Here is a 20,312-nt window from a genome sequence, read left to right as displayed (position 1 = left end):
TGGAGGCCTGATCAATCTCTGATTTTAGTCAATCCTGGAGCGTACGCGCATATCGTTACAGTCCAGCGTTCTTGAGGCTGTGACCGCGACGGGTTCTCGCTCGTTCCGGCAGATGGGTAGAATCGTCTCTTTTTCCCCGTCGAAGGAAAACCCATGGCTCAGCCCTACAGTGCGCGCAGTCGCGCGATCGAACCGTTCCATGTGATGGCGCTGCTGGCGCGGGCCAATGAACTGCAGGCCGAAGGTCACGATGTGATCCACCTGGAAATCGGCGAGCCGGACTTCACCACGGCCGAGCCGATCATCCGCGCCGGGCAAGCGGCGCTCACGGCGGGCAAGACTCGCTACACCGCGGCGCGTGGCATTCCTGAGTTGCGCGAAGCGATCTCCGGGTTTTATCAATCGCGCTACGGTTTGAACATTGATCCGCGAAGGATCCTGATCACGCCGGGGGGCTCCGGTGCGCTGTTGCTGGCCAGTGCCTTGCTGGTCGATCCGGGCAAACACTGGCTGCTGGCGGATCCGGGCTACCCGTGCAACCGGCACTTTCTGCGACTGGTCGAAGGCGCGGCGCAACTGGTGCCGGTCGGCCCGGAAGTGCGGTATCAATTGACCCCGGATCTGGTGGCGCGGCACTGGGATCACGACAGCGTGGGAGCGTTGGTGGCGTCGCCGGCCAACCCGACCGGCACCCTCCTGACCCGCGACGAACTGGCCGGATTATCCACAGCGATCAAGGCGCGGCACGGCCATCTGGTGGTGGACGAGATTTATCATGGCCTGACTTACGGCACCGATGCCGCCAGTGTGCTGGAAGTCGATGACAACGCCTTTGTCCTCAACAGTTTCTCCAAATATTTCGGCATGACCGGTTGGCGTCTCGGCTGGCTGGTGGCACCGGATGCGGCCGTCAGTGAGCTGGAAAAGCTCGCGCAGAATCTCTATATCAGCGCGCCGAGCATGGCGCAGCACGCCGCACTGGCCTGTTTCGAGCCGGACACCATCAGCATTCTCGAAGAGCGCCGCGCCGAATTTGGTCGCCGTCGCGACTTCCTCCTGCCGGCGTTGCGCGAGTTGGGTTTCAACATCGCCGTCGAACCTGAAGGTGCGTTCTACTTGTATGCCGATATCAGCCAGTTCGGCGGCGATGCCTTCGCGTTCTGCCGGCATTTCCTCGAAACCGAGCACGTCGCCTTTACCCCGGGGCTGGACTTCGGTCGTTATCAAGCGGGCCATCATGTGCGTTTTGCCTACACGCAAAACCTCCCTCGCTTACAGGAAGCGGTGGAACGCATCGCTCGCGGTTTGAAGAGCTGGCAAGCCTGATGCGTTTTTATCCGGCTCTGGAAGAGGCGCGGCTGATTCGCCGCTATAAACGTTTTCTGGCTGATGTTGAAACGGTCAATGGCGAGCTGTTGACCCTTCACTGCCCGAACACCGGTTCGATGCTCAACTGCCAGGTTGAGGGCGGACAGGTGTGGTTCAGTCGCTCCAGCGACCCGAAACGCAAGCTGCCCGGCACCTGGGAAATTGGCGAAACTCCGCAGGGCCGGCTGTTTTGCGTGAACACCGGCCGTGCCAACGCACTGGTGGAAGAGGCGCTGCAGGCGGGAGTCATCGTCGAGTTGAGCGGCTTTACGGCGCTTAAACGTGAAGTGGCGTACGGCCAGGAAAAGAGCCGCATTGATTTCCGTCTCGAGTACCCGAGTGGCCCGGCCTACGTGGAAGTGAAAAGCGTCACGCTGGGGTTCGACGGAACGAATGTTGCGGCGTTTCCCGATGCGGTGACCCAGCGCGGCGCCAAGCATCTGCGTGAGCTGGCGCATCTGGCCCGTGACGGCATTCGGGCGGTGCAGCTGTATTGCGTCAATCTCAGCGGGATTGACGCAGTGCGTCCGGCCGAGGAAATCGATGCGGCCTACGCCGATGCCCTGCGCGAGGCGGTGGCATGCGGAGTTGAAGTGCTGGCTTACGGCGTGCGCTTGAACAACGAAGAAATGGTGATCGACCGGCGGCTGGACGTGTTGCTCAACGGTTAAACATCGATCCACACCCCTTGGGCGTCTTCGCGGCAGGGGATGGCGGTCAGGGATTGCCCGGCGCAGGGCCCGGCGACGCATTCGCCGTCCTCGATCAGGAACAGTGCGCCGTGGGTGGCGCACTGGATCAGGCTGTTGCTCGGGTCGAGAAACTGGTCGGGGTGCCATTCCAGGCCGACGCCACGATGCGGGCAACGGTTGAGATAAACATAGGCCTGTCCATTGCGGCGCACGGCAAACAGTTTGTTGCCGTGGATGTCGAACCCACGGCTGCCGGCCTCGGCGAGATCGGCACCTGCGCACAAAAACTTCATGACTATCCTCAACTGTCGGCTCGTTTCAGGAAGTGTCCGAGCTTGACGTTTAAATGCAAACAATTATCAAATGGCCGCCTTCGCCCACTGTGCGCGGCTGCCGCCAAGGATACTTGGCCTGCCGGTTCGCTGCCCGGGAAAACTGTTCAAGGAAAGCTGCGTATGCGCCTGATTATCCACGTTGCTGTGCTGTGTGTCGGACTGTTCGCCAGCCTTCAGGTGACAGCTGCCGACTTGCCACAGCGTTGGGTCAGTGCCGGTGGCGCGCTTTCGGAGTGGGTCAGTGCATTGGGCGGCGAGTCGAAACTGGTCGGCGTCGACACCACCAGCCAGCATCCCGAGTCGCTGAAGAAACTGCCAAGTATCGGCTATCAACGCAGCCTGTCGGCAGAGGGCATTCTCAGCCTGCGCCCGGACATCCTTATCGGCAGCGAAGAAATGGGCCCGCCACCGGTGATCGCTCAAGTAAGGAGCGCCAAGGTGCAGGTCAAACTGTTCTCGGCGCAGCCGGATCTGCCGACGCTGGAAAAAAACCTCACGCATCTCGGGCAGTTGCTCGGCGCGCAAGCCCAGGCGACGCAGCTGCTGGCAAGTTATCGACAGCAGCTCGCCATGCAGAAGGCGCGAGTCGCCGAATTGCAGACCAGGCACAAGGCGCCCGGTGTGCTGGTGCTGATTGGGCATGCCGGCGGCAAACCGTTGATTGCCGGCAAGGACACTGTCGCCGACTGGCTGCTGCAACGGGCTGGCGGACATAACCTGGCGACGCATACCGGTTACAAACCGTTCTCCGTTGAGTCGCTGGCCGGGCTTGATCCTGAAGTGCTGGTGTTTGCGGATCGCGCGTTGAGCGGTGAGGCGGCAAAAGCGGCGTTGTTCAAGGAAAACCCCATTCTCAATTCAAGCCGTGCGGCCAAGGCCGGACGGGTGCTGGAGCTGGATCCGACGCTGCTGGTCGGCGGGCTCGGGCCGCGTTTACCGGCGGCGTTGAAGGGTTTGTCTGACGGCCTCTACCCGACTGCGAGCGGCCAATGACCGCACTGGTCAAACCACGCAGCCTGTTTATCGGGCTGACGCTCCTGTGTTTGCTGGCCATCTGGCTGTCGTTGGCGCTGGGGCCGGTGAGCCTGCCGCTGTTCGATACGTTGCGCGCGGCTCTGCGCATGCTCGGTGTGCCGCTGGCGCCGGACGGTCTGGAGCAGGCTGAGCTGATTCTCGGGCAGATTCGGCTACCGCGTACCTTGCTTGGCCTGGCCGTCGGCGGTGTACTGGCGCTGTCCGGCGTGGCGATGCAGGGTTTGTTTCGCAATCCGCTGGCCGATCCCGGGTTGGTCGGGGTCTCCAGCGGTGCGGCGCTTGGTGCGGCTGTAGCCATTGTCGGCGGTGCGTTTTTTGGCGATTTGCCAGAGTGGTTCGGGCCGTATCTGTTGTCGGCGTGCGCGTTTCTCGGCGGGTTGGGGGTAACGGCGCTGGTCTATCGGCTCGGACGGCGCAACGGCCAGACTAACGTCGCGACCATGCTGCTGGCTGGGATCGCCCTGACGGCGCTGGCCAGCTCGGCAGTCGGGTTGTTCACCTATCTGGCGGATGACGCGACCCTGCGCACGCTGACTTTCTGGAATCTGGGCAGCCTCAATGGTGCCAGTTACGCGCGTTTGTGGCCGTTGCTGATCATCAGCGCCGGTGTTGCGCTGTGGTTGCCGCGTCGTGCCAAGGCGCTGAATGCGTTGTTGCTGGGTGAGTCCGAGGCAGGGCATCTGGGGATCGATGTCGAACGGCTCAAGCGTGAACTGGTGTTCTGCACCGCGTTGGGTGTTGGCGCAGCGGTAGCGGCGGCGGGGATGATCGGTTTCGTCGGGCTGGTGGTGCCGCATCTGGTGCGTTTATTGGCCGGGCCCGATCACCGCGTGCTGTTGCCAGCGTCGGTACTGGCGGGGGCGAGCCTGCTGTTGCTGGCGGATCTGGTGGCGCGGCTGGCACTGGCGCCGGCGGAGTTGCCGATCGGTATTGTCACGGCGTTTATCGGCGCGCCATTCTTCCTTTATCTGCTGCTGCGAGGACGTGCCTGATGCTGCGTGCGCACAATCTGCACATCCGTCGCGGGCGCAAGACCGTCCTCAGCGACGTCACCCTGCAACTTGAGCCCGGTGAGGTGCTGGGTGTGCTCGGACCAAACGGTGCCGGCAAAAGCACCTTGCTCGGTGCCTTGTGCGGTGAGCTGACGGCGAGTAAAGGCGAGGTGTTACTCGACGACAAGGCACTGAATCACTGGACAGGTACGCAACGCGCCCAGCGTCTGGCGGTGTTGCCGCAGGTCTCGACGCTGGATTTTGCCTTTCGTGTGGAGGAAGTGGTCGGCATGGGCCGCTTGCCGCATCAAAGTGGTCGGGTGCGCGACGACGAGATCGTCGCGGCAGCGCTGGACGCTGCGGATGCCGGGCACCTGAGCGGGCGCAGTTATCTGGCGCTGTCGGGTGGCGAGCGCCAGCGCGTGCATCTGGCGCGGGTGCTGGCGCAGTTATGGCCGGGGCAGGCCGGGCAAACGCTGTTGCTGGATGAGCCGACCTCGATGCTCGATCCCTTGCACCAACACACCACGCTGCAGGCAGTACGTGAGTTTGCCGACCGTGGCGCGGCGGTGCTGGTCATCCTGCATGATCTGAATCTGGCGGCGCGCTATTGTGATCGGGTGTTGCTGCTTGAAGGCGGGCGCCCGGTGGCGCTGGGTACGCCGCAGCAAGTCTTGCGACCGGACTCGCTCAAAGCGGTGTTCGGACTCGAAGTATTGGTGCAGCCGCACCCGGAGCGTGGGCATCCGCTGATCATCGCCCGCTGATTTCTCATCGAGGTGATGGCATGCGCGGGATCTGGTTGTTGGCGGTGTTGCTGCTTGCAGGGTGTCAGCATGTTGCTGCGCCGCCACCGGTCAGCGGTGAGATACGCGATCTGCACAGCGGTCAGGTACTGACGGCGCAGGAACTGCTGACACGTCTGGCCGGTGCGCAGCACGTGATCATTGGCGAGCAGCATGACAATGCCGATCATCACACTGCGCAGTTGTGGCTGTTGCAGTCGCTGGGTGAGCAACGCCCTCAGGGCAGTCTGCTGCTGGAGATGCTTACGCCTGATCAACAGCTGAAAGTTGATCAGGTTCGCCATGCAGCAACGCCGCCCTCCGATCTTGCCACTGCTCTGGACTGGCAGGATGGCTGGGACTGGAAGCTTTATGGGCCGATCGTTCGCTTCGCCCTTACACAAACCTATCCGCTGTCGGCAGCCAATCTGGACGACAGCGAAATCCGTGCTTTCTATCGTCAGCCGCCAGCCCTGAGCGGTATCCGCAGCAATGCGACAGCGGTAAAAGCCACGCTGCTTGAGCAGATCAGCGCATCACATTGCGGCCTGCTGCCCAAATCGCAGATGCCGGCGATGCTCGCGATTCAGCAACAGCGCGATCGACGCATGGCCGAACGTTTGCTGGCGGCACCAACCCCCGCCATGTTGTTGGCAGGCGCCTGGCATGCGCGCAAGGATGCTGGCGTGTCGCTGCATGTGCTTGATCTTGGCGCAGCCCAGGCGCCCACGGTGCTGATGCTGGCCGAGCAGGGCGCTGAGGTCAGCGCGGCGATGGCCGATTACGTCTGGTACACCCCGGCCACGCCTGCGCAGGATTACTGCGCACAGATGCGCAAACAGTTCGGTCAATGACTTTTCCACAGGCAAAAAAAAGACCCGGTAAAAACCGGGTCAAATAACCGTGATTAGCCTGATGAGGAGATAATCTGAGAGTCCGAACCAAGGGCTTTTCAGAATATCGACTGATCTCGCGACCAGTTGTGATAATCATAGCGATTCTCATTAGCGAGTCAACCACTGTTTTTCCATTCGCGTGATTTAGTCGTGCAAATGGCCGGAGTGCCCCGGAAACAGGGGACTCAACGCGCAGCTTTCACCGCGCTCAGTTGGGTGATTTGCTGGTTGAGCTGGCCAATGCGCCGGGCCATGCTCTCGATAAGGCTCTGGGCAATCTTCGGATTGTTGCGGGTCATGGTCAGAAACTGATCGCCGGGAATCAACATCACTGTACTTGGCTCGCGGGCAATGACCGTGGCGTTTCGCGGCTCGCCTGTGAACACTGCCATGGCGCCGAAAATCTCGTCCTTGGGCACGTCGCCAACCTTGTGCCCATCAACAAACGCTTCGGCATGCCCATCGATGATCACGAAGACGTGATCGGCAGCATCGCCCTGCTGGATCAACACTTCACCGCTCTCGACCCGTTTAAAGCCATTGGTGCTGCGAAACTCCCGTGGCTTTAGTTCGGCCACCGCGTGTGCCAGCAGCGCCATCTGCCCCAGCAGATACTCCAGCCATTGCTCAGCCCGTTCCGGCTCGGCGTACAAATGTCGGAACAGATCGGTTCGCCGATAGGGCAACAAGCGCAATAATCCGTCGCTGCGCAGTCGGCAATCGGCCCAGGCGTCACCTTGCTGCAGGCCGATCAGATCGCCTTCCTGCCAGTAAAACAACGCGCGGCCGCCGATGTAGCCGTGGATCACGCCTTCTGTCAGCAGAAACAGCTGATCGTGTGGGAGCTGCGCCATCAGGTCATCAGAGATTTCCGGCTCAAAGGCAGGCCCGCACGGCGCAAGCCCTTCCAGCCAGTGCGCGGGCAAGCTCTGCAAACGATTGATCAGCTTATCGACTGGTGCCGATTGTTCCCCGAGCAGATACATGGCCGTCAGCGCCTGTTCAGTTCTTGTGACGCGAGGAGATGGCTTCGAGCTGCTTGTTCAAGGCGTCTTTGCGTTCGGCCGGGATATCGTTCCAGTGCACATCCATCAGCGCCCCTTCAATCGCGTACAACAACACCTTCGATGCGCGAAACCCGCGGGTACGCACGGCCCGATAGGCGTCCACCGCCCCCAGGCGACGCAAGTCCGAGGCGCTGTGGATGCCCACGGCATGCAGCCATTGCGCCGACGTCTTGCCAAGATTCTTCAGGTGTTGCAGTTCATCATTCATCAAGCCTCCTTGCGACGGCCGAATGGTGCGTGGGCGATCTTCTCAGGAGTGTAGCCATCAGTAGGAAAAGCGTGGTTGTTTGGTCGGATTAGACGCAAACGCTACTAAGAAAGGGCTGCGAACCCAGAAAGGAGAGAAGAAACACATGTTGGAGCGAGCTTGCTCGCGAGGGCGTCCTGTCAGCCACGAGATGTATCGACTGACACCACGCCTTCGCGAGCAAGCCCGCTCCCACGCGGGAAAGGCGTCGGGTCAGAGAAAGATAAATATCAGCGGGTGCGATAGCGCAGGCGGGTACCAAAATTCATCGACATCAGGATCTCGTCGGCGCTCAGTTCCGGTGGGAAGTACGCACCTGAAATCTGCGCATGGGCCAGGCTCGCGCCTTCCAGGGCGGAATTACGGAAATCGATGCCGCGCAAATCGGCGGAGCGGAAGTAGGCGTCGCGGAAATCCACGCCGTCGGCGTTCAGTTCACGCAGATCGAGCCCACGGAAGTCGCCACCGACCATGTCGATCGGGCCGTCGTTCGGGCGTTCCTTGTTGAAGCCTGCGATGTCGTCTTTGTGCAGCAGGGCATAAAGCGGGGTGTCGAGAAGTTTCGGCTGGCTCATGTCACATCACCTGTTGGTTTTATGACGCCAGTATAGTGCCACTATTTGACGACCGTGAAGCCAGCGGGGGCTTCACGGTCGAAATAGTTTCTTACAGGCCTGGCAGACGCTGGCGGATCTGCGCCACGACGGTGTCGAGGGTCCCGCTTTCATTGGTCTGTACGCGTTTGCTGCGCAGAATTTCTTCTGGCGTCAGCGCTTCGCGGCTGGCCTGTTGGGCCTCGATGACCGCCAGCGTGGCGTCGGAAGGATCCTTCTTGTCGGCCTGGCGAATCGCCAGCCAGCTTTCGATCACGGCTTGCGGAGCGTTGCAGTCGAGAATCAGGAACGGCGTGCCGGTCGCCTCGGCGACTTTCGCCGCGCTGTCACGTTGCTCGCGCTTGAGGTAGGTCGCATCGATGACGACCGGGAAACCGGCGTGCAGAATGACTCCGGCAATCTCATGCAAGCGGGCGTAGGTGGCAGCGCTGGCGTCGGCGCTGTAAATCCCGGCCTGCACGTCGTTGGCCACGGTTTGCTCGCCGAACAGACGCTTGCGCTCGACATCGGAACGCAGGCGGATCGCGCCCAATGCTTCGACCAGGCGCATCGCCACGTGGCTCTTGCCGACGGCCGATACTCCGTGGGTGATCGCCATGAAGCGCGAAGGGATGGTGCTGTAGCTTTCCGCCAGATTGGCGTAGTTACGGTACTGGCGCAGGGTAGTGGCGCGCTGCACCGGGGTGGCGTCCGCCGGCATGCTGAACAGTGCAACTTTGGCGCGAACCAGTGCTCGGTAGGCTTTGTAGAAGTTCAGCACTTCCAGGCCTTGATAGTCGCCGGTCAATTCCAGGTATTGGCTGATGAAGCGGCGGGCCAGGGATTTCAGACCACGGTCTTCAAGGTCCATCGCCAGGAAACCGGTGTCGGCCCAGACGTCGGTGAAGCGGAACGGCTCGTTGAACTCGATGCAGTCGAAGATCACTACTTTGCCATTGATCACAGTGGCGTTGCCCAAGTGAATGTCGCCGTGGCATTCGCGAGTGAAACCCTCGGCCTTGCGCTGGCTGAACAGTGCCTTGAGACGGTCGAAGCTGCTCTCGGCCCAGGCTTGCAGGGCCTCGAGTTGCAGCAGATCGTTTTTGTCGCTGAGGAATGGCAGGATCTGTTCGAAGTTCTGGCGCACCGGGGCCATTACGCTGTCCGGGGTCCCCGCCTCGTGTTCGGCCGGGACTTTTGGCGCGCTGAGGTGGAATCTGGCGATCTGCTCGGCCATTTCATCAATGTGCTGGGTGGTCAGCTCACCGTTGGCCTGCAGGGTGCTGAGCAGGCCGGTCTGCGGGAATTGACGCATTTTCAGCACATATTCGATCACCGGGCCGTCGCCTCCCAGTTGCGGCGCTTCGACGCTGCCGGTCACCGGCAACACGTCCAGATACAAATCTTCGGTCAGGCGCTGATTCAAACGCAGTTCTTCAGCGCAGAAGTGCTCGCGCGCTTGGAGGCTGGTGAAGTCGAGAAAGCCGAAATTCACCGGCTTCTTCACTTTATAAGCAAACGACCCGGTGAGGATCACCCACGAGATATGGGTTTCGATGACCTGGAACCCGTCGACGGGGTGCGGGTAGAGGGCCGGGTTTTGCAGGGCAGCGATCAGTGACTGGCTCACGGGCGATCCTTCAGAGACTGGGAAATTCGAGGTCGCCATTATGGCCGCTCGCCAGCCTGACGCAAACCTCGGAGCGCTCCTGTTGAGGATGAATAAAGTGCGTATAATCCGCCGCCATGACTCGAACTCGATCCCCCCGTACCAAGAAAAAACCACCTGCCAAGGGCCTGCGGCCGTGGCTGGGGTGGGCCATTAAACTCAGTCTGGTCGGCCTTGTGGTGCTGGCCGGCTTCGCCGTTTACCTCGATGCCGTGGTGCAGGAGAAATTCTCCGGCAAGCGCTGGACCATCCCGGCCAAGGTGTACGCGCGTCCGCTCGAGCTGTTCGTCGGACAAAAACTGAGCAAGGACGATTTCCTCACCGAACTCGACGCCTTGGGCTATCGCCGCGAAGCCGTGAGCAATGGCCCCGGCGCTGCCGCCGTCAACGGCAATACCGTTGATCTGAATACCCGCGGCTTCCAGTTCTATGAAGGCCTGGAGAAACCTCAGCCAGTACGCGTGCGCTTCTCCGGCGACTATGTGGCCGAACTCTCGGGGCTCAATGGTGGAAAATTGTCCGTGGTGCGGCTCGAACCACTGATGATCGGCGGCATTTACCCGAAAAACCTTGAAGACCGCATTCTGATCAAGCTCGATCAGGTGCCGCCGTATTTGCTCGATACTTTGGTCGCCGTTGAAGATCGCGACTACTACAGCCACTGGGGCGTGTCGCCGAAATCGATTGCCCGGGCGATCTGGGTCAACACCTCTGGCGGCAAGATGACCCAGGGCGGCAGTACGCTGACCCAGCAGTTGGTGAAGAACTTCTACCTCACCAACGAGCGCAGCCTGAGCCGCAAGCTCACCGAAGCGATGATGGCGATGCTGCTGGAGCTGCACTACGACAAGAAGGAAATTCTTGAGGCCTACCTCAACGAAGTCTTCGTCGGGCAGGACGGTCAGCGTGCCGTGCATGGTTTCGGTCTGGCCAGCCAGTTCTTCTTCGGTCAGCCTTTGTCCGAGCTGAAGCTGCATCAGGTTGCACTGCTGGTCGGCATGGTCAAGGGTCCGTCCTACTACAACCCGCGGCGCAACCCGGAGCGCGCGCTGGAGCGCCGTAATCTGGTACTTGATGTGCTTGAGCAGCAAGGCGTGGCGACGGCCGAGCAGGTCGAAGCGGCGAAGAAAATGCCATTGGGCGTGACCACCCGCGGCAAGCTCGCCGACAGCTCGTTCCCGGGCTTTATCGATCTGGTCAAACGCCAGTTGCGTGAAGATTATCGTGACGAGGACTTGACCGAAGAAGGCCTGCGGATCTTCACCAGTTTCGACCCGATTCTGCAGATGAAGGCCGAAGCGTCGGTTAACGACACCTTTAAACGTCTGGCTGGACGCAAGGGCTCCGATGATGTGGAAGCGGCGATGGTCGTGACCAACCCGGAGACCGGCGAAGTGCAGGCGATGATTGGTAGCCGTCAGGCCAGTTACGCCGGTTTCAACCGGGCGCTGGACGCCGTGCGGCCAATCGGTTCGCTGGTAAAACCGGCTGTCTATCTGACTGCGCTGGAGAAGCCGAGCCATTACACGCTGACCAGTTGGCTGTCGGATGATCCGCTGTCGATCAAAGGCGCGGACGGCCAGGTGTGGAAACCGCAGAACTATGACCGTCGCTCCCACGGCACGGTGTTTCTCTATCAAGGGCTGGCGCATTCCTACAACCTGTCGACCTCGCGTCTGGGTCTGGAAGTCGGTGTGCCGAATGTGCTCAAGACCCTTGCGCGTCTGGGGGTAACCCGGGAATTCCCGGCGTTCCCGTCGATGTTGCTCGGGGCTGGCGGCATGACCCCGATCGAAGTGGCGACCATGTACCAGACCCTCGCCAACGGTGGTTTCAATACGCCGATGCGCGGGATTCGCAGTGTGCTGACTGCTGAGGGCGAACCGCTCAAGCGTTATCCGTTCCAGATCGAGCAGCGTTTCGATCCGGCGTCCATCTACCTGATCCAGAACGCCATGCAGCGGGTGATGCGTGAAGGTACCGGCAGCTCGGTTTACAACGTGCTGCCCAAGACCCTGACGCTGGCCGGCAAGACCGGTACCAGTAACGACTCGCGCGACAGTTGGTTCGCCGGTTTCAGTCAGGATCTGCTGGCGGTGGTCTGGCTCGGTCGTGACGACAACGGCAAGACCCCGTTCACCGGGGCGACCGGTGCGCTGCAGGTCTGGACCAGTTTCATGCGCAAGGCCGATCCGCTGCCGCTGGATATGCCGCAGCCGGACAACATCGTTCAGGCGTGGGTCGATTCGCGTACCGGACAAGGCTCGGATGCCAACTGTCCCGGAGCCGTGCAGATGCCGTATATTCGCGGCAGCGAACCGCCACCCGGTGCCGCGTGTGCAAGCGAAACGCCTGCTTCGCCGGAGTCGGTGATGGATTGGGTCAAGGGCTGGATGAATTAAGCAAAGAGGGTTTCAAGTGAACAAGTGGTTGATTCCAGCGGTGACCGCCGTGGCTTTGCTCAGCGGCTGCTCTACCGTACAGCGTGGTTCGATCCCGGTGGTGGATTCCGGCACAGCCGTGTCCAATAGCGAACGTCTGTCGGCCAATGGCGGTTTCCGCAAGACGACGGTCAAACGTCCAGTGCAGGGGCAGGCGCAATCCCAGGCCATTCCGCAAGGCGATACTGGTGTGGTGGTGATGGTGCCGGGTGGCGGTGCTGTGACATCGGCGCCGATCGTTCCTGGTCCGGCGTCCGGTGGGATTACGGCGGGTCCGTACAATCCTTCGCCGGTCGAGTCGGCACCGATCAACACCGGCAGCTACAGCATGCCTTCGACGCCGAGCGGCATTCCTTCGGCCAGCAGTGGCGGAGGTCTGTCGGCGGATGAGCAACTGGATGGTCCGGTACTCGCCTTGCTGACCACTGCGCAACAGCAGCAGGCCGGCGGCGACCTCAACGGTGCATCCTCCAGTCTGGAGCGCGCTCAGCGTGTAGCTCCGCGTGAGCCGCAAGTGCTCTACCGTCTGGCGCAGGTGCGCATGGCCCAAGGTGATGCGCCGCAGGCGGAACAGTTCGCCCGTCGCGCGCTGACCATGGCCAACGGCCGTCCGGATCTGCAAGCCAACCTGTGGGAAATCATCGCGCAGTCCCGTGAGAAACAGGGCGACTCCGCCGGCGCTGCACTGGCTCGTCAAAAGGCCAAGGTTTCGCTCTGATGGACACCCGTTTCCCGAAAATCGCCGACCAGTTGCTGCTGATCGAGCGTGAGCTGCGCGCGCAAGGTTGGTGGGATGAAGTGCAGCCATCGGCCGAAGCCCTTAGTAGTGTCGAGCCGTTTTCGGTCGATACGCTGGATTTCGAACAATGGCTGCAATGGATCTTCCTGCCACGAATGAAGATGATCCTTGAGCAGGACCTGGCGTTGCCCAACGCTTCGGGCATTCAGGAAATGGCGGAGATGGTCTTTGCCCAACGCAATCTGCAGGGCAAGGATCGCCAGTTGCAGGTGCTGCTCAAAGAATTCGATCTGCTGATCACCGCCTCCCGCTAAGCCACTGTAGGAGCTGCCGCAGGCTGCGATCTTTTGATCTTGCTTTTAAAAACAGAATCAAAAGATCGAAGCTTTCGCCAGTTCCTACAGGTGCTTATTCGCAGTTCTGCGCAATCTGTTTCTGTGCTTCGATAATGCGCTCCTGACGTTGCGCATCATCCAGCCGCCGTAGCTGCCCCTCCACTTCCTCCCTCAATCGCGGATTGTTCTGCAATTGCGCCAGGTTCGTCCGTGCCTGCTCGCAAAATGCCTTGAGCTGCGCCTGCTGCTCCGCCACCTGTTTCTTCACCTTGTCGTCGATGGCTTTCTGATCGCCCAGCGCACCACTGCCAGGCATGGCGGCAGGTTTCGTTGGGGGCGAGGAGGGCGTCTGCACGGTGCTGGCCGGTTGCCCTTGCGGCGGCTGCGCATCGAAGTGCGTGACGCCTTGGGCGTCGACCCATTTGTAGATCTGAGCGGCCGAGCACCAGGGGCTGAGGCCGATCAGCAGAGTTAACAGAAGCGTTCGCATGCTGATTCCTTGGCAAAATTGCGCAATTGACGCTAACAGAGTAGCTGTTTTCAGGTTTTTTCTTGCGTTCTCATGTGCTTACCCACAATTAAGCACATTGACGGCTTGACTTGGAGAGGGCGAAACAGAAGAATCCAAAGTCCGCTGTAGAGGGACTGCCAGAAGCAGACCCACTCGGCAGATCATGAGGCGCATATCCGCGTCGACCTGTTACACCCGCAACGCGTTACCTCGCGCTGGGTGGGAAAGGCCCGCAACACTTGGGACGATCCCAATACTTGCTCAGTCAGTGCTGACGTAGTCGGCGACCACCGTCGCTCATGCTCTGCCGAGAAGTAAACCTATTAAGACCCGCCCCTTTTTGTGGACGGTATTCTGGCGTTTTAGAGGTGAACAACGTGGAGCTTTTATCTGGCGGTGAGATGCTCGTCCGCTTCTTGCGTGACGAAGGCGTCAAATATATCTACGGGTACCCGGGTGGTGCTCTCCTGCATGTTTACGATGCCCTGTTCAAAGAACCGGAAGTGACCCACATCCTGGTTCGTCACGAACAAGCGGCGACCCATATGGCTGACGGCTACGCCCGTGCCACCGGTAAAGCCGGCGTGGTATTGGTGACTTCCGGTCCAGGCGCCACAAACGCCATCACCGGTATTGCCACCGCCTATATGGATTCGATTCCAATGGTGATCATTTCCGGTCAGGTGCCAAGCACCATGGTCGGCACCGACGCGTTCCAGGAAACCGACATGATCGGTATCTCCCGGCCGATCGTGAAGCACAGCTTCATGATCAAGCACGCCTCGGAAATCCCGGAAGTCATGAAGAAGGCGTTCTACCTGGCGCAATCCGGTCGTCCGGGCCCGGTCGTGGTCGATATCCCGAAAGACATGACCAACCCGGCCGAGAAGTTCGAATACGTTTTCCCAAAAAAAGCCAAGCTGCGCTCCTACAGCCCGGCCGTTCGCGGTCACTCCGGGCAAATCCGCAAGGCGGCAGAAATGCTCCTGGCGGCGAAGCGTCCTGTGCTCTATTCCGGTGGCGGCGTGATTCTGGGCAACGGTTCCGCACCGCTGACCGAACTGGCGAAAATGCTCAACCTGCCAGTGACCAACACCTTGATGGGCCTGGGTGGTTTCCCGGGTACTGATCGTCAGTTCATCGGCATGCTCGGCATGCACGGCAGCTACACCGCCAACCTGGCGATGCACCATGCCGACGTGATCCTGGCTGTTGGCGCACGTTTCGATGACCGTGTGATCAACGGCGCGGCGAAGTTCTGCCCGAACGCCAAGATCATCCACATCGATATCGACCCGGCTTCGATCTCCAAGACCATCAAGGCCGACGTGCCAATCGTTGGTCCGGTGGAGAGTGTCCTGACCGAAATGGTCGCGATCCTCAAGGAAATCGGCGAGACCCCGAACAAGGAGTCCGTGGCCAGTTGGTGGAAGCAAGTCGATGAGTGGCGCGGTGATCGCGGCCTGTTCCCTTATGAAAAGGGCGACGGCAGCCTGATCAAGCCGCAGACCGTGATCGAGACCCTGTGCGAAGTGACCAAGGGCGATGCCTTCATCACGTCCGACGTGGGCCAGCACCAGATGTTCGCGGCGCAGTACTACAAGTTCAACAAGCCTAACCGCTGGATCAACTCCGGTGGCCTGGGCACCATGGGCTTCGGTTTCCCGGCGGCCATGGGCATCAAGCTGAGCTTCCCGGATGACGACGTTGCCTGTGTCACGGGCGAAGGCAGCATCCAGATGAACATCCAGGAACTGTCGACCTGCCTGCAATATGGCTTGCCGGTGAAAATCGTCATCCTGAACAACGGTGTTCTGGGGATGGTTCGTCAGTGGCAGGACATGAGCTATGGCAGCCGTCACTCGCACTCTTATATGGAGTCGCTGCCTGACTTCGTCAAACTGGCTGAAGCCTACGGTCACGTCGGCGTGCGCATCACCGATTCGAAGGATTTGAAGTCGAAGATGGAAGAGGCGTTCGCCATGAAAGATCGTCTGGTGGTGATCGATATTTCGGTCGATACCAGCGAGCACGTCTATCCGATGCAGATCAAAGACGGCTCCATGCGCGATATGTGGCTGAGCAAGACGGAGCGTACTTAATCATGCGGCACATTATTTCCCTGCTTCTGGAAAACGAACCCGGCGCTTTGTCTCGCGTAGTCGGCCTGTTCTCGCAGCGCAACTACAACATTGAAAGCCTGACAGTGGCGCCAACCGAAGACCCGACCCTGTCGCGTCTGACGCTGACCACTGTCGGCCACGATGAAATCATCGAGCAGATCACCAAAAACCTGAACAAGCTGATCGAAGTGGTCAAGCTGGTGGACCTGTCGGAAAGCGCTCACATCGAGCGCGAGCTGATGCTGGTCAAGGTCAAGGCCACTGGCGCCCAGCGCGCCGAGATCAAACGCACCACCGATATTTACCGTGGACAGATCGTCGACGTCAGTGCCAGCGTGTATACCGTTCAATTGACCGGTACCAGCGACAAACTCGACAGCTTCATTCAGTCCATCGGCACCGCATCGATTCTGGAAACCGTCCGTAGCGGCGTGACCGGCATTGCCCGCGGCGACAAAGTACTCAGCATCTAAACCAAATTAGCGAATGGCCTGAACGGCCTGGATATATAGGGGAAATTCATGAAAGTTTTCTACGATAAAGACTGCGACCTGTCGATCATCCAGGGTAAGAAAGTTGCCATCATCGGTTACGGTTCCCAGGGCCACGCCCAGGCATGCAACCTGAAAGACTCCGGTGTCGACGTTACCGTCGGTCTGCGTAAAGGTTCGGCCACTGTTGCCAAAGCCGAAGCCCATGGCCTGAAAGTGACCGACGTGGCTGCTGCTGTTGCCGGCGCCGACCTGGTCATGATCCTGACCCCGGACGAATTCCAGTCCCAGCTGTACAAGAACGAAATCGAGCCGAACATCAAGAAAGGCGCCACCCTGGCCTTCTCCCACGGCTTCGCGATCCACTACAACCAGGTTGTTCCACGTGCCGACCTCGACGTGATCATGATCGCGCCGAAAGCGCCGGGCCACACCGTACGTTCCGAGTTCGTGAAGGGCGGCGGTATCCCTGACCTGATCGCGATCTACCAGGACGCTTCGGGCAACGCCAAAAACGTTGCACTGTCCTACGCCGCCGGCGTCGGTGGCGGTCGTACCGGCATCATCGAAACCACCTTCAAGGACGAGACCGAAACCGACCTGTTCGGCGAACAAGCCGTACTGTGCGGCGGTACCGTTGAGTTGGTGAAAGCCGGTTTCGAAACGCTGGTTGAAGCTGGCTACGCGCCGGAAATGGCCTACTTCGAGTGCCTGCACGAACTGAAGCTGATCGTTGACCTCATGTACGAAGGCGGTATCGCCAACATGAACTACTCGATCTCCAACAACGCTGAATACGGCGAGTACGTGACCGGTCCGGAAGTGATCAACGCCGAATCCCGTCAGGCCATGCGCAATGCCCTGAAACGTATTCAGGACGGCGAATACGCCAAAATGTTCATCAGCGAAGGCGCAACCGGCTACCCTTCGATGACCGCCAAGCGTCGTAACAACGCCGCTCACGGTATCGAAATCATCGGCGAGCAACTGCGCTCCATGATGCCGTGGATCGGTGCCAACAAGATCGTCGACAAAGCCAAAAACTAAGTCGTCATCCTTGTACGAAAAACGCGGCCTCGGCCGCGTTTTTTCGTTTGAAACCGATGGTTCTGGTATAAAGCTGCATCGTTTGTGGCCGAACCGTCGTCACAGGCACCTGTCGAAACTTTCCAAACCGTTGCAAGGTAATGTCCATGAGCGAACGTCCCGAAGAGCCGAACCAGGCTTCTGACGCCGAAAGCCTGCTGCCCATCGATGAACATGTCGAAGAAGGGCACGACGCAGAAGGTCGTAAAGTCCGGCATCGTGGTATCTATCTGCTGCCGAACCTTTTCACCACTGCGAACCTGTTCGCAGGGTTTTATTCCATCATCAACTCGATGAGTGCCCAGGCTGCCTTGAGCGCCGGGGATTCAGCGAATGCGAGCAAGTATTTCGCCTTCGCCGCGATCGCGATTTTTGTGGCCATGGTGCTCGATGGTCTTGATGGCCGTGTAGCGCGCATGACCAATACGCAAAGTGCCTTCGGTGCCGAGTATGACTCGCTGTCCGACATGGTCGCTTTCGGTGTGGCACCGGCGCTGCTGGCGTTCGGCTGGGCGCTGGGCGACATGGGCAAGGTTGGCTGGATGGTGGCCTTCATCTATGTAGCCGGTGCAGCGCTGCGTCTGGCGCGTTTCAATACTCAGGTTGGTACGGCTGACAAGCGCTACTTCATCGGTCTGGCCAGTCCGGCGGCGGCAGGCGTGGTGGCGGGGATTGTCTGGGCGTTCAGCGATTACGGTATTCAGGGGTCGAAGATGTCGTTCCTGGTCGCTCTGATGGTGGCGGCTGCCGGCATGCTGATGGTCAGCAACATCAAGTACAACAGCTTCAAGGAGCTGGATCTGAAGGGGCGCGTGCCGTTCGTGGCGATCCTCGCCGTGGTGCTGGTGTTCGCTGTGGTGTTCAGCGATCCACCGCGTATTTTGCTGCTGGTGTTCCTCGCCTACGCGGCTTCCGGCCCGGTGCAATACCTGTTGCATCTTCGTCGGCACAAAAACGCCGAGTGATGTAATTTCCCGCATACTCCGCAGTCTATGGGTGCATCTGTCCTCCAAAGCTGCGGAGTTGTCATGCTGATCAAAATCCCCAAAGCGTCCGACTGCCATGAGTCGGATGTCACGCCTGAGTCCATTTATCTCTCCCGTCGCCAACTGCTCGGAGCTACCGCGGCCGGTATCGCCGTGAGCAGCCTGCCGCGTTGGGCCAGTGCCGAGGACGCGGCGCGCTATGCTGATGTCGAGCCAGGCAAGACGCCTGCCTGGTTTGCCGAGAAGCTCTCTTCTACCAAGTGGGGAGCAGTCAACGTCAAGGATGAGGCGATCACGCCTTATAAAGACGCGACCCATTACAACAACTTCTATGAGTTCGGCACCGACAAGGGCGATCCCGCAGCCAATGCCGGCTCGCTGAAAACCGAGCCGTGGAGTGTGGTCGTCGATGGGGAGGTGGGTAAGCCTGGGCGTTACGCACTCGAAGACTTCATGAAACCGTACCAGTTGGAGGAGCGTATCTATCGTCTTCGCTGTGTTGAAGCGTGGTCGATGGTCATCCCCTGGATTGGTTTTCCGATTTCCGCACTGCTCAAGCAGGTCGAACCGACCTCTAACGCCAAGTACATTCGCTTTGAAACCTTGCAGGATCCCAAGAGCATGCCTGGGCAGCGCTCGGGTTTCGCGTTGATCGACTGGCCGTATGTAGAGGGCTTGCGTCTGGATGAGGCGATGAATCCCTTGGCGATTCTGGCGGTTGGCATGTATGGCCGCGAATTGCCCAATCAGAATGGCGCGCCGCTGCGCCTGGTGGTGCCGTGGAAGTATGGCTTCAAGAGTGTGAAGTCCATTGTGCGGATCAGTCTCGTTAGCGAGCAGCCCAAGACTACCTGGCAGAGTATCGCGGCAGATGAATACGGATTTTATGCCAACGTGAATCCGACGGTCGATCATCCGCGCTGGACTCAGGCAAGAGAACGGCGTCTGCCGAACAGTTTGTTCAAGCCGAATGTACGTGATACCCAGATGTTCAACGGCTACTCGGATGAAGTCGCTTCTTTATATACAGGGCTCGATCTGCGGAAGAACTACTGATGCGATATCCGTTTTGGCGTGTAGGCGTTTTCATTGCGGCGGCGATCTGGCCACTGCTCTGGTTTTATCAGGCGTTCGCCGATTTGCTCGGTCCGGATCCCGGCAAGGTTCTGGTTGATCGACTGGGACTGGGGACGCTGGTATTGCTGCTGATCACGTTGAGCATGACGCCGTTGCAGAAATTGACGGGGTGGGCGGGCTGGATTGCGGTTCGCCGTCAGTTGGGGCTCTGGTGTTTTACTTATGTGGTTCTGCACCTGTTCAGCTATATGGCGTTCATCCTTGGTTTCGACTGGTCACAGTTGGGCGTGGAGTTGCGTAAGCGGCCGTACATTATTGTGGGTACGCTGGGTTTTCTAGGATTGTTGGCACTGGCAGTAACCTCCAATCGTTATAGTCAGCGTCGTTTGGGTGTGCGCTGGAAGAAACTGCATCGGGTGGTGTACGTGATTCTGGGGCTGGGATTGCTGCACATGTTATGGATTGTGCGGGCTGATCTTAAGGAGTGGGTGATCTATGCCTTTGTGGGTGCAGCGCTTTTGCTGCTGCGAGTGCCTGCCGTTGCGCGTCGAATTCCGCGCTTGCTGACTAAAAAGCAGGTTTTGCAATAAAACTGAAATTAACGGTTGACGGCAGATTCAGGAGGTCTATAATTCGCCCCACTTCCGGCGCAGTCGAAACGGAAAACTCCTTGAGATTCAATGAGTTACGCAGATTTCGACAGCGGTTCGCTTCAGTTCATCGAAGCCTGGAAGGAGTTGAAAGAGCGGTGATGTTTGGCTCTTTTGACGGTTCGATCTTCTCGGTCGAAAGCGGAGAAAAAGAGGTGTTGACAGCAGCGTGTAACGCTGTAGAATTCGCCTCC

Annotated in this window: 21 protein-coding genes; 15 read left to right on the top strand and 6 right to left on the bottom strand. The window is 59.6% G+C overall.

Annotation, left to right across the window (positions count from 1 at the left end):
* Nucleotides 1-153 precede the first annotated feature (153 nt).
* Nucleotides 154-1,326, top strand: a complete 1,173-nt coding sequence (locus tag ACTJKS_RS04895; protein WP_108183818.1) for a pyridoxal phosphate-dependent aminotransferase — start codon at nt 154-156, stop codon at nt 1,324-1,326.
* Nucleotides 1,326-2,039, top strand: coding sequence for a DNA/RNA nuclease SfsA (gene sfsA / locus ACTJKS_RS04890; RefSeq protein ID WP_108183817.1), 714 nt, complete (start codon nt 1,326-1,328; stop codon nt 2,037-2,039). Before ACTJKS_RS04895 ends, sfsA begins: the two co-directional genes overlap by 1 nt.
* On the opposite strand, the gene ACTJKS_RS04885 is transcribed toward sfsA, so the two are convergent.
* Nucleotides 2,036-2,353: a Rieske (2Fe-2S) protein gene (locus ACTJKS_RS04885; protein WP_108183816.1), complete on the bottom strand. Its 318-nt coding sequence runs from the start codon at nt 2,351-2,353 to the stop codon at nt 2,036-2,038. The genes sfsA and ACTJKS_RS04885 overlap by 4 nt on opposite strands.
* Nucleotides 2,354-2,515: 162 nt before the next feature.
* Here ACTJKS_RS04885 and ACTJKS_RS04880 point away from each other — a divergent pair, with 162 nt between their 5' ends.
* From ACTJKS_RS04880 to ACTJKS_RS04865, 4 genes are read left to right on the top strand one after another with little or no spacing between them, the layout of a single operon-like run.
* A complete protein-coding gene (locus ACTJKS_RS04880; RefSeq protein ID WP_108183815.1) occupies nt 2,516-3,388 on the top strand; it encodes a heme/hemin ABC transporter substrate-binding protein in 873 nt (290 codons plus the stop codon).
* A 50-nt stretch (nt 3,389-3,438) separates the two neighbouring features.
* Nucleotides 3,439-4,422 (top strand): FecCD family ABC transporter permease, encoded by a 984-nt coding sequence (locus ACTJKS_RS04875; protein ID WP_174377370.1) that lies wholly within the window; start codon nt 3,439-3,441, stop codon nt 4,420-4,422.
* Complete coding sequence (locus tag ACTJKS_RS04870) at nt 4,422-5,189, top strand: heme ABC transporter ATP-binding protein (RefSeq protein ID WP_108183813.1); 768 nt, start codon at nt 4,422-4,424, stop codon at nt 5,187-5,189. Before ACTJKS_RS04875 ends, ACTJKS_RS04870 begins: the two co-directional genes overlap by 1 nt.
* A gap of 20 nt (nt 5,190-5,209) precedes the next feature.
* Nucleotides 5,210-6,061 (top strand): ChaN family lipoprotein, encoded by an 852-nt coding sequence (locus ACTJKS_RS04865; RefSeq protein ID WP_108183812.1) that lies wholly within the window; start codon nt 5,210-5,212, stop codon nt 6,059-6,061.
* 227 nt (nt 6,062-6,288) lie between these two features.
* Here the strand turns inward: ACTJKS_RS04865 and ACTJKS_RS04860 are convergent, their stop codons facing one another.
* From ACTJKS_RS04860 to ACTJKS_RS04845, 4 genes are all read right to left on the bottom strand, one after another.
* Nucleotides 6,289-7,089: a Crp/Fnr family transcriptional regulator gene (locus ACTJKS_RS04860; protein WP_108183811.1), complete on the bottom strand. Its 801-nt coding sequence runs from the start codon at nt 7,087-7,089 to the stop codon at nt 6,289-6,291.
* A 16-nt stretch (nt 7,090-7,105) separates the two neighbouring features.
* Entirely contained in the window at nt 7,106-7,378 is a 273-nt protein-coding gene (locus ACTJKS_RS04855; protein WP_003228231.1) for a TfoX/Sxy family protein, read from the bottom strand.
* 269 nt (nt 7,379-7,647) lie between these two features.
* Complete coding sequence (locus ACTJKS_RS04850; protein ID WP_041065444.1) at nt 7,648-7,992, bottom strand: pentapeptide repeat-containing protein; 345 nt, start codon at nt 7,990-7,992, stop codon at nt 7,648-7,650.
* Between the two features lie 91 nt (nt 7,993-8,083).
* The gene (locus ACTJKS_RS04845) at nt 8,084-9,640 is read right to left on the bottom strand and encodes an AAA family ATPase (RefSeq protein ID WP_108183810.1); all 1,557 of its coding nucleotides are present in this window, start codon (nt 9,638-9,640) and stop codon (nt 8,084-8,086) included.
* 116 nt (nt 9,641-9,756) lie between these two features.
* Between ACTJKS_RS04845 and mrcB the strand changes: the two genes are divergently transcribed.
* Genes mrcB through ACTJKS_RS04830 form a run of 3 tightly spaced genes read left to right on the top strand, consistent with a single transcriptional unit; the run spans nt 9,757 to nt 13,173 of the window.
* Entirely contained in the window at nt 9,757-12,081 is a 2,325-nt protein-coding gene (gene mrcB, locus ACTJKS_RS04840; protein ID WP_108183809.1) for a penicillin-binding protein 1B, read from the top strand.
* Nucleotides 12,082-12,097: 16 nt separating this feature from the next.
* Complete coding sequence (locus ACTJKS_RS04835) at nt 12,098-12,838, top strand: hypothetical protein (RefSeq protein ID WP_108183808.1); 741 nt, start codon at nt 12,098-12,100, stop codon at nt 12,836-12,838.
* On the top strand, nt 12,838-13,173 hold the full coding sequence (locus ACTJKS_RS04830) for a YqcC family protein (protein ID WP_041065457.1): 336 nt from the start codon (nt 12,838-12,840) through the stop codon (nt 13,171-13,173). The genes ACTJKS_RS04835 and ACTJKS_RS04830 overlap by 1 nt, the downstream gene beginning before the upstream one ends.
* A 94-nt stretch (nt 13,174-13,267) precedes the next feature.
* Here the strand turns inward: ACTJKS_RS04830 and ACTJKS_RS04825 are convergent, their stop codons facing one another.
* On the bottom strand, nt 13,268-13,684 hold the full coding sequence (locus ACTJKS_RS04825) for a DUF4124 domain-containing protein (protein ID WP_108183807.1): 417 nt from the start codon (nt 13,682-13,684) through the stop codon (nt 13,268-13,270).
* A gap of 398 nt (nt 13,685-14,082) precedes the next feature.
* Here ACTJKS_RS04825 and ACTJKS_RS04820 point away from each other — a divergent pair, with 398 nt between their 5' ends.
* The 6 genes from ACTJKS_RS04820 (at nt 14,083) to msrQ (ending at nt 20,058) form a co-directional block, all read left to right on the top strand.
* Nucleotides 14,083-15,807 (top strand): acetolactate synthase 3 large subunit, encoded by a 1,725-nt coding sequence (locus tag ACTJKS_RS04820; protein ID WP_041065497.1) that lies wholly within the window; start codon nt 14,083-14,085, stop codon nt 15,805-15,807.
* 2 nt (nt 15,808-15,809) lie between these two features.
* Nucleotides 15,810-16,301: an acetolactate synthase small subunit gene (ilvN, locus tag ACTJKS_RS04815; protein ID WP_003205610.1), complete on the top strand. Its 492-nt coding sequence runs from the start codon at nt 15,810-15,812 to the stop codon at nt 16,299-16,301.
* Nucleotides 16,302-16,349: 48 nt separating this feature from the next.
* Nucleotides 16,350-17,366, top strand: a complete 1,017-nt coding sequence (gene ilvC, locus ACTJKS_RS04810; protein WP_007959661.1) for a ketol-acid reductoisomerase — start codon at nt 16,350-16,352, stop codon at nt 17,364-17,366.
* Nucleotides 17,367-17,512: 146 nt separating this feature from the next.
* Complete coding sequence (gene pssA / locus ACTJKS_RS04805; RefSeq protein WP_003228213.1) at nt 17,513-18,370, top strand: CDP-diacylglycerol--serine O-phosphatidyltransferase; 858 nt, start codon at nt 17,513-17,515, stop codon at nt 18,368-18,370.
* 63 nt (nt 18,371-18,433) lie between these two features.
* A complete protein-coding gene (msrP, locus tag ACTJKS_RS04800) occupies nt 18,434-19,447 on the top strand; it encodes a protein-methionine-sulfoxide reductase catalytic subunit MsrP (RefSeq protein WP_041065469.1) in 1,014 nt (337 codons plus the stop codon).
* The gene (msrQ, locus tag ACTJKS_RS04795) at nt 19,447-20,058 is read left to right on the top strand and encodes a protein-methionine-sulfoxide reductase heme-binding subunit MsrQ (protein WP_108183806.1); all 612 of its coding nucleotides are present in this window, start codon (nt 19,447-19,449) and stop codon (nt 20,056-20,058) included. Before msrP ends, msrQ begins: the two co-directional genes overlap by 1 nt.
* Nucleotides 20,059-20,312: the final 254 nt, after the last annotated feature.

The organism is Pseudomonas sp. 22189, from assembly GCF_052045635.1.
Taxonomy (GTDB): Bacteria; Pseudomonadota; Gammaproteobacteria; order Pseudomonadales; family Pseudomonadaceae; genus Aquipseudomonas; species Aquipseudomonas parakoreensis.
The sequence above is the reverse complement of the archived record's forward strand: the minus strand, read 5'-3'. Positions and strand labels throughout refer to the sequence as shown.